Below are 14445 nucleotides of genomic sequence, written 5' to 3'. Positions count from 1 at the left end.
GTTTTCTCAGTCATAAATCGCCTCCACTAGCCACTCCCCCCGCGCCAGGGAGAGCATCAGCGCCCGCCCGTCCTCAGTGGTCATCTGAAATCGCGCCCGCCGCCGCGCCTCCTCCGGCGCCCACCACCGCTCGTCGACGGGCCACGGCCCGGCCCACCCGGTGATGGCGCACGGCCGCCCCCGCTCGATCGCGAGACTCACCGGTTCACCGGTCAGCTCGAGCCGCGCGCTGACCCCGACGGTCCGCCCCTCTCCATCCCGCACCACAGCAGGCAGCGGTTCCGGCAGGACGATCGCCGGCGAGGGTCGCGGAAACCGCCCCGGCCAGGGAGGAAGGACCGGTTTGCCCTTGACGCCGCGCCTTCCTTTTCCGGGCCCGACCGCCACCACCGCGAACCCGCTCCCCACCTTCCCGTCCCGCCCTCCACTCCCCGCATCCCCGTGCGGCCCTACACTCCCCGCACCCCCGTGCTGCCCTCCACTCCCCTCACCCCCGCGTCGCATGCCGGACATTTCCGAATTATCCGACATCCCGACCACATGGATCGGCCTCAGCGGCGTCACCGACGCCACCTTCCCCAGCAGCGGCTCCGTGACCACCCCCGGAATCGGTTCCCGATGTTCCGCCGCAGCCCGCGCCGGTTCCCGCTCGTCACCCCACGGCACCAGCCGAACCTGATCGTCCGCCGACCGCCCGCCGCCGAGCACCATGGTCACCACCGAATCCGGCCCGAGCAGGCCCTGCACCCGGCTGAACGCCCGATGCGCCCGCTCCCGCTCCTCCCCGGTCTCACCCCAGAGCCCCGGCTGGAGTCCGACATGGACCATCACGCCGTCCGGTATCAGCCGCAGCCGCACCAGCCCCGCGGTGGGCCCGGACATCGCCCCGCGCCGCGCCCCGGTCAGCCACCCGTCCAGCTGCCACCGCACCCGTTCGGCGATCGCCGCGGACGTGAGCATCCCGTCGTGCCGCCACACCCGGTACAGCTCCTGCCCATCCCCGGTCACCGCCTCGATGCCGAGCCGCGTGCAGGCCAGACCGTGCGCCGCGAGCCGCTCGTGCAACTGCTCGGCGAGGGCCCGCCCGGCGAACGCCGCCACGTCCACCCGTTCCAGCGCGTCGTCGTAGACCTCCTCCACCGCAAGATCCAGCGGCGGTTGCCGAACCGCCAGCGGCCGATGATCAGAACCGGACGCCAATCGATGCGCGAGAGCTCCCTCAAACCCGAACCGCGTCAGCACGTCGCTCGCCGGCAACGCCGCGAACTCCCCGAGCGTCTTCACCCCGAGCCGGTCCAGCAGGTCGGTCAGGTCCGGCTTTTCCAAAGCCGAGACGGGTACGGAGGAAAGAAACTCCCGTGCGCGTCCCGCCCCCACGACTATCCCGGTGCGCGCCGCGATCCCGGCGGCGAACACTCCGTCGGCGATCCCCACCTGGCATTCCACCGCACAGGCCTGGGCAACCTGCTCGACGATGCGTTCCGCGGCGGCTTCCTCGCCCCCGAAGTACCGGGCCGGCCCCCGCGCCGCCACGGCACAAGCCCCGGGCCGGATGACCTCGATACCCGCCACCACTTCCTCGATGGCCGCCACCACCGGCTCGAAGGCCCGCGCATCCCGCCCCGGATCATGCTCCACAACAATCACTTGCGGACACCGACTCTGAGCCTCGCGCCGCCGAAGCCCACGCCGAACCCCTTCACGCCGAGCAGCCTCGGAGCAGGCCAGCACCCGATTCCCCGCCATCACGACGACCGGAGCCTCCCCCGGCACCCCGTCCACAATCTCCGCCGCGACGACAGGCCAATCAGGACACCAGATCAGCAGAGTACGAACCCCCGCCTCCACTAGTCCCCCTCCCCAACAAGCCGAAGCCCACCCCGCCCACCAACCCGCCCGTCCTCCGCCCCCGCCCCCTCGGCCGCCGCCGCCTCACTCCCGATCTTGTTGATCCGCGCAGCACCGCCCCCGCCCACATCAACAAGATCGACAGGAACTTGGCGAACAGACGCGGACGCGACGTGCGACGCGGACGCGACGTGCGACGCGGACGCGACGTGCGACGCGGACGCGACGTGCGACGCGGACGCGACGTGCGACGCGGACGCGAGATGCGACGCGGCCGCAGCATGCGACGCGGGCGCATCACTCCCGATCTTGTTGATCCGCGCAGCCCCGCCCCCGCCCACATCAACAAGATCGGCAGGAGCTTGGCGAGCAGACGCGGGCGCGACGTGCGAAGCGGGCACGAGGTGCGACGCGGGCGCAGCATGCGACGCGGGGTGGGGCGTGGAAGCGGGGTGGGGCGTGGAAGCGGGGTGGGGCGTGGAAGCGGGGTGGGGCGTGGAAGCGGGGTGGGGGCGCCGGGCCGGGATTGCGGCGTGGGCTGTCACGCCCGGCATCCACATGGTGATCTCGCGGGGGCGGGCGGCCGCGCCTCGCCCGCGCGCCGTGACGGTCACCTCGCGACGGCGCAGGCGGCCTCGGCCGGGGCCCAGTCCTTCCCAGTGGGCGCGCCCGACCTGCAACGTCACGTCGGCGCCGGACCAGTCCCCGAACGGGACCAGTACGCTTCCCCGCTGCCTCGCCCGCGCCGCCAGCCTGCTCACTATCGAACCCGAGACCGCGCCCGGAACGGCCGTGACCACTACATCCACCCCGTCGATCAGTGCGGCCACCACGGTGGGCCAGTCCGGGCCGGGGTTCGGTACGAGCGCAAGCCGGTCGAGGACGATTCCGCTCTCCGCGGCGGCCAGGGCGCCGAGCATCGGCACACCTACGACGGCGCACCAGGAACCGGATCGTGAGGCGGCGGCGAGCAGCGCCAGCATCAGCGAGGTGCCGCCGCCGGCCGGCGCCGCACGCCCGGTGTCCACGGACACCGTGCTTCCCCGGCGCAGCCCCCGCCCGGGAAGCAGCCCGCCCAACTCGGGCGCGACCGGAAGCATCCGGTGCGCCCCGGGTTCGTCGGTACCGGTAGCCGGCCGGACCAGCCCCGCAAGGGCAGCCGCACTGTTGACCATGCGCCCCGCCACGTCATGCCCCGCTCTGTGTTACCTGAAAAACCAAGCGCCCCCACGACCAGCGAGCCGGCCAGGAAAGCCCACGTCCAGCGAGCGGGCCAGGAGAACTCACGATCCGCGCCGCGGCCCGGACGTCAGCTCATGCGGCCAGCGGAGGCTGGTAGGTCACGCCGAGAGAGGACTCGGCGACCGCCACGAACTGTTCGGCCGCTCGCAACAGGTCGTCGGCCTCGCGGGCGCTCACCACTCTCGGGATGCCCGCTTCGGCGGCGGCCCGCTTGCCGGCGCCCAGGGCGAAATAGCCCGCCCAGTCGCTGAACTCGGGCGCCACCAGGGAGAGCAGCGACCACACGCTCGTCGCCCGGGCGCGCCGGCCGGACGCCGCCGGTCTGGCACGGGCGGCCAGCAGGGCGGCGGCCGCGCGCAGGGCGGCGAGGTGGGCTGCCGCGTAGCGGAGACCGTCGGGAGTCGTGTGCGCCGCCTCGGTCAAGCCCGCCCGGGCGAGCGCCAGCAACTGGGCCGGCGTGCGGTGCGGCAGCATGTGCGCCGGGATCGAAGGCGTCTCCGCCTTGCCGACGGCACTGGGCGCCTGAACACCGGCCACCTGCTCACCGATGGATCGCGGCGCGGGGATACCCGAAACGCCGGGTCTGCCGGACGCGCTGGGTCTGCCGGACGCGCTGGGCGCCTGCGCCAGACCGGGAGCCGGCCTGAGGCCGGGGGCCGTGGTGCTCGCCATGCTCGTATCTCCTCGCCTGTTCCGCATCCGACGTGTGGTCGAACCGTGTGCCGCGGAGGAAGACGCAGCGGTGACACCGGGGTACGTCCGGCCGGGTGCAGAGCTTCCCCACACCACACCCGGCCGGCACCGTCGGCGGGTCCGCCGCCCGCCACCGGGGGTCGGGGGCAGCGAGCGGCGGCCTGCCATGTGTGGACCCGGGCCCGCGAAAACCCGGATCGCACGTGTGACGCTTCGCGTGCGCCACTCCGGGAGGCGAGCCGCGAAACACGCTCCCGGGTCAGAGCGAACGCTCTTTCGAACATCCGTTCTAACTACGGCAAAGACTAGCACCCGCCTACGACGAAAAGGCAACCTTCGCGGGCGGCTCGCCGCCACTTTTTCGAACGGATGATCGAATACGCTCCGAACCCGGAGACGATCACGAAGCGGCCTCGACGAGACCGTCACCCACGGGCGTCCGCGCGTACAGAACGCTTCTCCCGGCCCGGCGCCGGAGCACCAACCCGGCCTCCAGCAGGATCTTCAGGTGCCGGCCCACCGAGCCGAGCCCCTGACCGGTGATCGCGACCAGCTGCGACGTGCTCTTCGGCGCCCGCGGATCGAGCTCCAGCAGCACCCGCGCCCGCCCCTCGCCGAGCAGCCGCCCCAGCGCGCCGGGCACCGCGGCGCCCGCCGGGGAGGCCAGCACCCCCGAGCACTGGTAGATCACCGCGTGCCGGCCCGGCGATTGGGCCACCCAGCCACGGGACACGGTCACGGGTACGAACGACAGCCGCGTCCCGGAGATGTCGTGCGGCGGGTGGTCGAGCACGTTGATCTGCAACCGCCCTCCGCCGAGCCAGCGCATCCCGTCGCGCATCCGGTCCAGGGCATCGGCCCAGCCGCCGAGGGTGAGCTGCCGGGTACGGGCCACCACGTCCGCCTCGAGGATCCGCCGGCGGCGCGCCCAGTCCGGCTCCACGGCGTGCTGCCAGACCCAGGTCAGCAGGTCCGCCATCCGCTCGGCGAGGTCGTCCCGTTCCAGAAGGGGCCACGAGCCGGGCAGGTAGGAGGAGCGGCCCGCGGTGAAGGCCATGATCAGATCGGTACGGACCTGCGCGGGAGGAGCCGCCCGCACGACGGCCACCTCCTCGGCGAACGACGTGCCCAGCGGAACCGGCGACGCGAAGTTCGCGACCCACCGCGGCCGCAGCACGGCATCCACCAGCGCCACGTCGACCGGGTCGGACGCGAGCCGGGCCCGATAGGACGCGCGATGGGAGCGCACGAGGTCGAGCTGACCGGCGCGGTTCTTGTGCAGGCTCATCAACCCGGCCAGCGTCTCGGCCATCGGCGACACCGTGAACCGGCTGCCGGCGAGCGTGTCGGCGTCGACGTTCCAGAAGCCCACTGCCATCCGACCTTTCGCTCGTCCGCGAAACATTAACCGGCCGCCGGGCCTCCCGCGAAGACTTCCCGACCATGCAGACCTACCGCGAGCTGTTCCGGAACCGGGAGTTCGCCGCCCTCTTCACCACCGCCTGCGTGCAGAACGCCGCCACCACGATCAGCGGCCTGGCCCTGGCCACGACGGTCTACGGCAGCACCGGCTCGCCCTTCCTGGCGGCCGTGGCGATGTTCGGACCGTCGCTGGCGCAGTTCATCGGCGCGACCCTGCTGATGTCGGCCGCGGACCGCCTCCCGCCCCGGGCGGCGATCAGCACCCTCGCCGTGATCACCGCAAGCCTCATAACCGTCATTTCCGCAAAAATCCCGACGTGGGGCATATTTCTCACCCTGCTACTACTAGGGCTCAACAGCTCCGTCGCGGGCGGCGTCCGCTCCGGACTGCTCACCGAAATCGTCCCCGAGCGGTCCTACCTCCTCGGCAGATCCGCATTGAACATCTCGGTCGGCACCATGCAGATCGTCGGCTTCTCCACCGGCGGCCTGCTGGTCAGTGTCCTCACCCCGAGCCAGACCCTGCTGGTGGGCGCATCGTTGCACCTGACGGCGGCTCTCGTGGCCCGGCTGGGCCTGTCCCGCCGCGCTCCGCGCGCCGCCGGGCGGCCCTCGGTGGGTGAGACCTGGCGGGTCAACCGTCGCTTGTGGTCGATTCCATCGGTACGGCCGGTGTACGCCGGTCTCTGGATCCCGAACGGCCTGATCGTCGGCTGCGAGGCGCTCTTCGTCCCCTACGACCCGGAGGGCGCCGGTGTGCTGCTGGCGGCGTCGGCGGCCGGCATGCTGGCCGGCGACGTGCTGGCCGGACGGTTCCTCGGCCCGGAGTGGCGGGACAGGTTGGCGCCCTACTTGCGGCTGCTTCTCGCCGTACCCTATCTGCTCCTCGCCTTTGATCCTCCCCTGCCGATCGCGGCGCTCGCCGTCGTGGCCGCGAGCGTCGGATACTGCTCCACGCTGCTGCTCCAGGAGCAACTGGTGAAGAGGGTCCCGGCCGACGCGATGGGTCAGGCGCTGGGCCTGCACACCTCGGGGATGCTCACGACGCAGGCGGTCTGCGCGGCGCTGGCTGGCGGGATCGCGCAGTACACCTCCCCGGCCACCGGCATCACCGTGATGGCCGTCGCGTCGATCACCGTGACCCTCGCGCTTGCCCCGGCCCTGAAGAGGGGAACAGGGATAATGACACCCGCGTAGAGGAGGCCGCATGGGACGGACGATCGTGGTGACCGGCGCGAGCTCGGGCGTGGGCCTGGCCGCCGCCAAGCAGTTCGCGGCGATGGGCGACGACGTCGTCCTGGTGGGCCGTGATCCGCAGCGGCTCGCCGACGCGGTGGCCCAGGTGCGCGAGGCGGGCGGCGGACGCGAGCCGGGCCGGTTCCGGGCCGACTTCAACTCCTTCGCCGAGGTGCGGGCGCTCGCCGATCACCTGCTGACCAGCCTGCCGGCGATCGACGTGCTGGCGAACAACGCCGGCGGCATGGTCGCCGGCTACACCCGCACGGCCGACGGCTTCGAGGCCACCATCCAGGGCAACCACCTGGCGCCGTTCCTGCTGACCAGCCTGCTGCGGGAGCGGCTGCGCGGCGGGCGGGTGGTCAACACCGCGTCGCGGGCGCACATGCAGGGCAGGCCCGACCCGGACGGCCTGGCCGGCGATCCGGGGAAGTACAGCTCGTGGCAGGCCTACGGCGCCAGCAAGGCCGCGAACATCCTCTTCACGTCGGAGGCGGCGCGGCGCTGGCCGGACATCACGAGCGTCTCGTTCCACCCGGGGGTCGTACGCAGCAATTTCGGGGTCGGCCGCCTGACCCGGTTCTTCTACAAGTACGCGCCGGGACTGGTCACCCCGGAGAAGGCCGGCGATCTGCTGGTCTGGCTCGCGACGGCGCCGAAGGCCGATCTGACGCAGGGCGGCTACTACGTGGGCCGGGAGACGGCCACCCCCGCCCCGCACGCGCGCGACCAGCAGCTGGCTGCCAAGCTCTGGGAGGCCAGTGCCGAGGCGACGGGGGCGGGAAATGCTTGATCATCCCAATGTGACAGCGGTGCGCGACGCTCTGGAGAGCGCGGGAGCGCCGGCGGACATCGTGATCCTGGACGAGGCGGTGCACACCGCCGCCCTCGCGGCCGCCGCGCTGGACATCGAGGTCGGTCAGATCGCCAACTCGCTGATCTTCGACGCCGACGGCGAGCCGCTGCTCGTGCTGACCTCGGGCGCGCACCGGGTGGACACCACGAAGGTGGCCCTGCTGCTCGACGTCGCGAAGCTGAAGCGGGCCACCCCCGAGTTCGTCCGGCAGCACACCGGCCAGGCCATCGGCGGGGTCGCGCCGCTCGGCCACCCGAAGCCGGTCCGCACCCTGATCGACGTCGACCTCGAGCAGTACCCGGTGGTCTGGGCGGCGGCCGGGGTGCCCCAGTCGGTCTTCCCGATCACCTACGCCGAGCTGGTCCGGGTGACGAGCGGGACGCCGGCCTCAGTTGCCTGAGAGCGTCGTCAGCCTGCACGTCTGGCGTGTCCCGCGTCGTCTCGTCGGCTCCGCCATGCTGCGCATGGCCTTCGCCCGGCGAGATCTTCCGGGCGTGCGTTTCGCCAAATTCCTGGGTACGGGGACCGGCACCGGATTCGGCCCCTCCGACACCGACCTGACCCGCTGGGCGGCCATCTCGGTGAGTGACCGCCCGGTGCGCTACCCGGCCTGGGACCGGATCGCCGCGTCGCGGGCCCGCGTCGACCTGGAACCGCTGATCAGCCGGGGCGCGTGGTCCGGCCGGGAACCGTTCCAGCCGACCGGCCGGAAAGCGGACGGGCCGGTCCTGGCGCTGACCCGCGCCCGCCTGCGTCCCACCCGCGCTGTCCGGTTCTGGTCGGCCATCCCCGCGGTGGCCCGGGAGCTCGCCGAGGCGCCGGGGCTGCTGGCCCGGTTCGGGGTCGGGGAGGCGCCGATCGGCTGGCAGGGAACGGTCAGCGTGTGGCGCAGCGCCGCGGACCTCACCGCGTTCGCGTACCGTCAGCCGCAGCACCGCGCCGCCATCGCCCGCACCCCGGCTGACCGCTGGTACGCCGAGGAGCTCTTCGCCCGTTTCGCGGTGCTCGACGTCAACGGCGACCGGTCCGTCCTGGGATGGGAGCGTACGTAAGCATGAGGCTCGTAGCTTGGCAGCCGGACGACCTGCTGCGCCGGCTCGACGACGTGGTCTCGGTCTACGGCGAGGCGATGGGCTACCGCCCCGAGCTGTTGCAGACCCGCCGCGGCTACATCGGCTCGCACGTGCGCCGGCCCGGTTTCCGCGCGGTCGCGACCCTCACCCCGGAGGGGAAGGTCGCCGGCTTCGGGTACGGCTACACCTCGATCCCCGGCCAGTGGTGGCACGACCAGGTCCGCTCGGCGCTGGACGAGCCCGGACGCCGGCAGTGGCTCGGCGACTGCTTCGAGGTGGTCGAGCTGCACGTGCGCCCGGTCGCCCAGGGCCACGGCCTCGGCGCCCGCCAGCTGCGCGCCCTGCTCGCCATGGCGAAGGGCAGCACCGTCCTGCTGTCCACACCGGAGGCCGACGAGCAGGCGTCCCGGGCGTGGCGGCTGTACCGCCGGTTCGGGTTCACCGACGTGCTGCGGAACTTCTGGTTCCCCGGCGACGAACGCGCCTTCGCCATCCTCGGCCGCGAGCTGCCGCTCGCCTCTCTGTCGGAGGAAGCACGATCCTGAAATACCTGCTCGGCGTCCTGATCCTGGCCCAGATCTGCTACCCCCTCACCGGCGGTGACGTGCGCGCCGGGCTGACCGTCGCCACCGTGCTCATCGGCGTCGCCCTGTCGGTGTCGCACGCGTGGACCTCCCGGGGTCCGCGCGCGGTCGCCGCCCTCGTCGGCACGGCCACGGCCGGCGGCTTCGCGGTCGAGGCGATCGGCGTCGCCACCGGTTTCCCGTTCGGCACCTACGACTACTCCGGCGAGCTCGGCCCCAAGGTCCTCGGCGTGCCGCTGATCATCCCGCTCGCCTGGACCTGGATGGCCTGGCCGGCCTGGCTCGCCGCGGTGCGCGTGACCCGTTCCCGCGCCGCCCGGATCGCGCTGGCCGCGGCCGGGCTCGCCGCGTGGGACCTCTTCCTCGACCCGCAAATGGTGGCCGAGGGCTACTGGCGCTGGCACGACCCGGTGCCGGCCCTCCCCGGCGTCCCGGGCATCCCGATCGGCAACTACCTGGGCTGGCTCGGGTTCGCCGTGGTGCTGATGACGGCGTTGTCGTTCGCTCTGGGCGGGTTGTCGGAACCACTACCCGGCGACACGCTGATGTACGTGCTCTGGATCTGGACCTACGCGTCGTCGGTCCTCGCGCACGCCGTCTTCCTGGACCTGCCGGCGTCGGCGGTCTGGGGCGGGGTGCTGATGGGCGCCGCGGTGGCGCCCCTGATCATTGCGCTGCGCCGTACATGATCCTTCTTCTGCTCCCGCTGCTCCTGCTGACTCTGCACACCGCGGTGAACGCGCTCCTGCTGCGCCGCCCCCGCCGCTCCGCCTCCACCGAGGAGCGCGTCGCCGTCCTCCTCCCGCTGCGCAACGAGGCCGATCGCGTCACCCCGTGCCTGGAGTCGCTGCTGGCCCAGCGCGGCGTCCCGAACCTGACGATCCACGTCCTCGACGACGACTCCACCGACGGCACCGCCGCCGTGGTCCGCGCGGTCGCCGGCGATCGGGTGGTCCTGCACCGGGGCGCCGGTCCTCAGCCGGGCTGGCTGGGCAAGCCGCACGCCTGCCACCAGCTGTCCGTCCTGGCCTCTTCCGCTTCTTTTTCCGAGCCTGATGTGCTCGTCTTCGTCGACGCCGACGTGGTCCTCGAACCGGATGCCGTCGCCGGCGCCGTGGAGATGCTGCGCCGCACCGGGGTGACCCTGCTGTCGCCGTACCCCCGCATCACCGGCGCCGGCCGCCTCGTCCAGCCGCTGCTGCAGTGGTCCTGGCTGACCTTCCTCCCGCTGCGCCTGATGGAACGCTCCCCGCGCCCCTCCCTCGCAGCCGCCGGCGGCCAATGGCTGGTCGTCGACCGGGCGGGCTACCAGCAGGCCGGCGGCCACGAGCCGGTCCGCGACGACATCCTCGAGGACATCGGCCTGGCCCGGGCCATCAAACGCTCCGGAGGCCGGATAGCCCTGGCCGACGGTTCCGCGCTGGCCACCTGCCGGATGTACGACTCCTTCCACGACCTGGCCGACGGCTACGCCAAATCCCTCTGGCGCTCCTTCGGCTCCGCTTCCGGCGCCGCCACCGTCGTGGTCCTTCTTTCCCTTCTGTACGTCGTCCCGCCCCTGCTGATCGCCTACCCACCCTTGACGCCCTACGCGGCCGCCGCCTACCTCCTGGCAGTGACCGGCCGGACGATCAGCGCGGTGGCGACGGGCGGCCGCCCCTTCCCCGATCCGTTCCTGCACCCGGTGTCCGTGGTGCTGTTCGCCTATCTGACGGCGCGTTCATTCCACAAGAGATCCCGGAACACGCTCTCCTGGCGCGGCCGTCCACTCTGAGCGGCTCTCCTCAGGCTGTACCACAGAGCGACAAATCGGGCACGGATACGACGTTGCCGTACAGCCAGGCAGAAGTGGCTGTACGGCAGAGCGACAAATCGGGCGGCCGGAGAGCCCTGAGCGCCAGCCGGCGAAACGATCACACGGTCCCGAACCGCTCCGCGGGGCTCACGTCGTACCCGGAAAGGAGCGCAAGGCCGCGGAAAGCCGGACGCCCGGCACGTCGTTGTGCCGGGCGTCTGGAGACTCGATACCGAGTGACGGGACACGCCGTTGTGCCCCATCACCGGCAGCCGGGGACCGTCAGTGCTTGGTGAGCGCCTTCCGGTAGTCGCTGTTGAGGCGGCCGATCAGGCTCAGCGGAATGCCCTTGGGGCAGACCTCGGCGCACTCGCCCATGTTGGTGCAGCCACCGAAGCCGGCGTCGTCCTGGGCCTGCAGCATGTCGATCACCCGGCTGTCGCGCTCGGGCTGGCCCTGCGGCATCAGGCCGAGGTGGGTGATCTTCGCGGCGGTGAAGAGCATCGAGGAGCCGTTGGGGCAGGCCGCGACGCAGGCGCCGCAACCGATGCAGGTCGCCGCCTCGAAGGCCGCGTCGGCGTCCTTCTTCGGGACCGGCGCGGCGTGCGCGTCGGGGGCGGTGCCGGTCGGCGCGCTGATGTAGCCGCCGGCCTGGATGATCTTGTCGAACGCGGAGCGGTTGACGACCAGGTCCTTGATCACCGGGAAGGCCGCGGCGCGCCACGGCTCCACGTCGATCGTGTCGCCGTCGGAGAACTTCCGCATGTGCAGCTGGCACACCGTGGTGGCCTTCTCCGGGCCGTGCGCCACACCGTTGACGACCATGCTGCACATGCCGCAGATGCCTTCACGGCAGTCGTGGTCGAACGCGATGGGGTCCTCGCCGGCGAGGATCAGCGTCTCGTTGAGAACGTCGATCATCTCGAGGAACGAGGCGTCCGGGGAGATGTCCTTGACGTCGTAGGTGACCATCTTCCCGGCAGCGGTGGGACCGGACTGACGCCACACCCGTACTTTGATGTTCATTACTTGTAACTCCGCGTGCTCGGGTGGACGTACTCGAAGTTGAGGTCTTCCTTGTGCAGCGTGGGCTTGCCGTCGGCGCCGAAGTACTCCCACGCCGCGGCGTAGCCGAACTCGTCGTCGTGGCGCAGCGCCTCACCGTCCGGGGTCTGGCTCTCGGCCCGGAAGTGGCCGCCGCAGGACTCGCGGCGGTGCAGCGCGTCGATGCACATGAGCTCGCCGAGCTCGATGAAGTCGGCGACCCGGCCGGCCTTCTCCAGGTTCTGGTTGAGCTCCTCGCCCTTGCCGGGCACCTTCACCCGGGTCCAGAACTCCTCCTTGAGCGCCCGGATGAGGCCGATCGCCTTGGTCAGGCCCTCCTCGGTGCGCTCCATGCCGCAGTACTCCCACATGATGTGGCCGAGCTCGCGGTGGAAGGAGTCGACGGTGCGGTCGCCGTCGATCGAGAGGAACTTGGCGATCCGGTCCTCGACCTCCTTGCGCGCCTCGACGACGGCGGCGTCGGACGACGAGATCTTGGGGAACGGCCCGGACGCCAGGTAGTTGTTGATCGTGTTGGGCAGCACGAAGTAGCCGTCCGCGAGGCCCTGCATCAGCGCCGAGGCGCCGAGGCGGTTGGCGCCGTGGTCGGAGAAGTTCGCCTCGCCGATCACGAACAGGCCGGGGATGGTGGACTGCAGGTCGTAGTCGACCCAGAGGCCGCCCATCGTGTAGTGCACGGCGGGGTAGATGCGCATCGGCGTCTCGTACGGGTCCTCGCCCGTGATCCGCTCGTACATCTCGAAGAGGTTGCCGTACTTGGCCTCGACGGCCTTGCGGCCCAGCCGCTTGATCGCGTCCGCGAAGTCGAGGTAGACGCCGAGGCCACCGGGGCCGACGCCGCGGCCCTCGTCGCAGACGTTCTTGGCGGCACGGGACGCGATGTCACGGGGCACCAGGTTGCCGAACGACGGGTAGATGCGCTCCAGGTAGTAGTCGCGCTCGTCCTCGGGGATGTCGGCGGCGCGGCGGGTGTCCTTCTGCGCCTTCGGCACCCACACCCGGCCGTCGTTGCGCAGCGACTCCGACATCAGGGTCAGTTTCGACTGGTGCGAGCCGGACTCCGGGATGCAGGTCGGGTGGATCTGCGTGTAGCAGGGGTTCGCGAAGAGCGCGCCCTTGCGGTGCGCCCGCCACGTCGCCGTGACGTTGCAGCCCTTGGCGTTCGTGGACAGGAAGAACACGTTGCCGTAGCCGCCGGAGGCGAGCACCACGGCGTCCGCGAACTCGGTGGTGATCTCGCCGGTGATCATGTCGCGGACCACGATGCCGCGCGCCTTGCCGTCCACGATGATCAGCTCGAGCATCTCGTGCCGGGCGTTCATCTCGACGTTGCCGAGGCCGATCTGCCGCTCCAGGGCCTGGTACGCGCCGAGCAGCAGCTGCTGGCCCGTCTGGCCCCGGGCGTAGAAGGTCCGGGACACCTGGGTGCCACCGAACGAGCGGTTGTCGAGCAGGCCGCCGTACTCGCGGGCGAACGGGACGCCCTGCGCCACGGCCTGGTCGATGATGTTCACCGACTCCTGCGCCAGCCGGTAGACGTTCGACTCGCGGGCGCGGAAGTCGCCGCCCTTCACGGTGTCGTAGAACAGCCGGTAGACGGAGTCGCCGTCGTTGCGGTAGTTCTTCGCGGCGTTGATGCCACCCTGCGCGGCGATCGAGTGCGCGCGGCGCGGGCTGTCCTGGTAGCAGTACGACTTGACGTGGTAGCCCTGCTCGGCCAGGGTCGCGGCCGCGGAGCCGCCGGCCAGGCCGGTGCCGACCACGATGATCGTGAGCTTCCGGCGGTTCGCCGGGTTGACCAGCTTGGCGGAGAACTTGCGCCGTTCCCAGCGGGTCTCGATGGGTCCGTCCGGCGCGGCCTTGTCGACGACCGGCTCGCCCTCGGTCCAGAAGTCAGTCATGTTCACTTCACCAATCCGAACGTCACCGCGAACGGCACCGAGAGGTACATCGCGACCAGCACCACGGAGAGCACCAGCGCGACGATCTGCGCGCGGCGCTCGTTGGTCTTGGTCTGCTGGCCCAGGGTGCGCATCGCGCTCCAGATGCCGTGCCGCAGGTGCAGGCCGACCATGACGATCGAGACGACGTAGAAGAGCGTCACGTACCAGCGGTCGGCGGCGAAGTCGCCGATCACGTTGGCGTGCGGGTTCGCCTTGTCGTTCACCGGGTTCAGGTGACCCGTCGTCAGGTCGAGGATGTGGTAGATGATGAACAGCAGGACGATCACGCCACCCCAGCGCATGGTCCGGGCGGCGTAGCTGCCCTGGACCTTGGGCCGGTGCGCGTACTTGACCGGCCGGGCCTTCTTCGCCCGGATGGTCAGCTGCGTCGCCGCCCAGATGTGCGCGATGATGGCGACCAGCAGGCCGATCCGCATGATCCAGAGGAACCACACGTCCGGGAGCAGCGGCGTGCCGATCGTCCGCAGCCAGTGCGCGTAGTGGTCGAAGTCCTCGTTGCCGACGAAGATCTTCAGGTTGCCGGCCGCGTGCGCGAAGAGGAACAGCACCAGCGCGATGCCGCTGACCGCCATGATCAATTTAAGGGTGACCGACGAGGGTCGCACCGACCTACGCGGAGCGGGGCGTGCCGTCGCGCCCGCCGCGTTCGTCGTCTTGGGAATTGGAG

The 14445-nt window shown here is 71.3% G+C and carries 13 protein-coding genes and 1 pseudogene; 7 read left to right on the top strand and 7 right to left on the bottom strand.

The genetic code is table 11. The features are described from left to right. Positions 1-6 precede the first annotated feature (6 nt). From AB0G10_RS20380 to AB0G10_RS20365, 4 genes and pseudogenes are all read right to left on the bottom strand, one after another. Positions 7-1848: a DNA polymerase Y family protein gene (locus AB0G10_RS20380; RefSeq protein ID WP_360923634.1), complete on the bottom strand. Its 1842-nt coding sequence runs from the start codon at positions 1846-1848 to the stop codon at positions 7-9. Positions 1849-2393: 545 nt separating this feature from the next. After that, positions 2394-3035, bottom strand: a pseudogene (locus AB0G10_RS20375) (hypothetical protein); the annotation flags it as partial. A 127-nt stretch (positions 3036-3162) separates the two neighbouring features. Beyond that, positions 3163-3564, bottom strand: coding sequence for an SAV_6107 family HEPN domain-containing protein (locus AB0G10_RS20370; RefSeq protein WP_360924961.1), 402 nt, complete (start codon positions 3562-3564; stop codon positions 3163-3165). Positions 3565-4183: 619 nt separating this feature from the next. Then, positions 4184-5161, bottom strand: a complete 978-nt coding sequence (locus AB0G10_RS20365; RefSeq protein WP_360923631.1) for a winged helix-turn-helix domain-containing protein — start codon at positions 5159-5161, stop codon at positions 4184-4186. 65 nt (positions 5162-5226) lie between these two features. On the opposite strand from AB0G10_RS20365, the gene AB0G10_RS20360 reads away from it, so the two are divergent. Genes AB0G10_RS20360 through AB0G10_RS20330 form a run of 7 tightly spaced genes read left to right on the top strand, consistent with a single transcriptional unit; the run spans position 5227 to position 10728 of the window. Next, positions 5227-6402, top strand: coding sequence for an MFS transporter (locus AB0G10_RS20360; RefSeq protein WP_360923628.1), 1176 nt, complete (start codon positions 5227-5229; stop codon positions 6400-6402). Positions 6403-6412: 10 nt separating this feature from the next. Beyond that, entirely contained in the window at positions 6413-7234 is an 822-nt protein-coding gene (locus AB0G10_RS20355; protein WP_360923625.1) for an SDR family NAD(P)-dependent oxidoreductase, read from the top strand. Beyond that, positions 7227-7697: a YbaK/EbsC family protein gene (locus AB0G10_RS20350; protein WP_360923622.1), complete on the top strand. Its 471-nt coding sequence runs from the start codon at positions 7227-7229 to the stop codon at positions 7695-7697. The genes AB0G10_RS20355 and AB0G10_RS20350 overlap by 8 nt, the downstream gene beginning before the upstream one ends. After that, on the top strand, positions 7690-8349 hold the full coding sequence (locus AB0G10_RS20345; RefSeq protein WP_360923619.1) for a monooxygenase: 660 nt from the start codon (positions 7690-7692) through the stop codon (positions 8347-8349). The genes AB0G10_RS20350 and AB0G10_RS20345 overlap by 8 nt, the downstream gene beginning before the upstream one ends. Positions 8350-8351: 2 nt before the next feature. Then, entirely contained in the window at positions 8352-8915 is a 564-nt protein-coding gene (locus tag AB0G10_RS20340) for a GNAT family N-acetyltransferase (protein WP_360923616.1), read from the top strand. Then, positions 8909-9643: a carotenoid biosynthesis protein gene (locus tag AB0G10_RS20335; RefSeq protein WP_360924959.1), complete on the top strand. Its 735-nt coding sequence runs from the start codon at positions 8909-8911 to the stop codon at positions 9641-9643. Before AB0G10_RS20340 ends, AB0G10_RS20335 begins: the two co-directional genes overlap by 7 nt. After that, positions 9640-10728 carry a glycosyltransferase family 2 protein gene (locus AB0G10_RS20330; RefSeq protein ID WP_360923613.1) on the top strand — a complete coding sequence of 363 codons (1089 nt, stop codon included), beginning with the start codon at positions 9640-9642 and terminating at the stop codon, positions 10726-10728. Before AB0G10_RS20335 ends, AB0G10_RS20330 begins: the two co-directional genes overlap by 4 nt. Positions 10729-11031: 303 nt before the next feature. Here AB0G10_RS20330 and AB0G10_RS20325 read toward each other — a convergent pair whose 3' ends face one another. The 3 genes from AB0G10_RS20325 to AB0G10_RS20315 are packed head-to-tail and all read right to left on the bottom strand — an operon-like array spanning position 11032 to position 14383. Beyond that, entirely contained in the window at positions 11032-11775 is a 744-nt protein-coding gene (locus AB0G10_RS20325) for a succinate dehydrogenase/fumarate reductase iron-sulfur subunit (RefSeq protein ID WP_360923610.1), read from the bottom strand. After that, positions 11775-13715 (bottom strand): fumarate reductase/succinate dehydrogenase flavoprotein subunit, encoded by a 1941-nt coding sequence (locus AB0G10_RS20320; protein ID WP_360923607.1) that lies wholly within the window; start codon positions 13713-13715, stop codon positions 11775-11777. Before AB0G10_RS20320 ends, AB0G10_RS20325 begins: the two co-directional genes overlap by 1 nt. A 2-nt stretch (positions 13716-13717) precedes the next feature. Continuing rightward, on the bottom strand, positions 13718-14383 hold the full coding sequence (locus tag AB0G10_RS20315; protein ID WP_360923604.1) for a succinate dehydrogenase cytochrome b subunit: 666 nt from the start codon (positions 14381-14383) through the stop codon (positions 13718-13720). Positions 14384-14445 lie beyond the last annotated feature (62 nt).

This window comes from Actinoplanes sp. NPDC023714, assembly GCF_040639855.1.
GTDB lineage: Bacteria > Actinomycetota > Actinomycetes > Mycobacteriales > Micromonosporaceae > Actinoplanes.
Note: the sequence above shows the minus strand (reverse complement) of the source record. Positions and strands in the feature narration are given on the sequence as shown.

What these genes read in the sequence shown, in the direction of transcription:
- AB0G10_RS20350 (WP_360923622.1), top strand. Translation starts at nt 7,227, where the DNA reads ATGCTTGATCATCCCAATGTGACAGCGGTGCGCGACGCTCTGGAGAGC.
- AB0G10_RS20365 (WP_360923631.1), bottom strand. Translation starts at nt 5,161, where the DNA reads ATGGCAGTGGGCTTCTGGAACGTCGACGCCGACACGCTCGCCGGCAGC.
- AB0G10_RS20360 (WP_360923628.1), top strand. Translation starts at nt 5,227, where the DNA reads ATGCAGACCTACCGCGAGCTGTTCCGGAACCGGGAGTTCGCCGCCCTC.
- AB0G10_RS20355 (WP_360923625.1), top strand. Translation starts at nt 6,413, where the DNA reads ATGGGACGGACGATCGTGGTGACCGGCGCGAGCTCGGGCGTGGGCCTG.
- AB0G10_RS20320 (WP_360923607.1), bottom strand. Translation starts at nt 13,715, where the DNA reads ATGACTGACTTCTGGACCGAGGGCGAGCCGGTCGTCGACAAGGCCGCG.
- AB0G10_RS20340 (WP_360923616.1), top strand. Translation starts at nt 8,352, where the DNA reads ATGAGGCTCGTAGCTTGGCAGCCGGACGACCTGCTGCGCCGGCTCGAC.
- AB0G10_RS20325 (WP_360923610.1), bottom strand. Translation starts at nt 11,775, where the DNA reads ATGAACATCAAAGTACGGGTGTGGCGTCAGTCCGGTCCCACCGCTGCC.
- AB0G10_RS20370 (WP_360924961.1), bottom strand. Translation starts at nt 3,564, where the DNA reads ATGCTGCCGCACCGCACGCCGGCCCAGTTGCTGGCGCTCGCCCGGGCG.
- AB0G10_RS20330 (WP_360923613.1), top strand. Translation starts at nt 9,640, where the DNA reads ATGATCCTTCTTCTGCTCCCGCTGCTCCTGCTGACTCTGCACACCGCG.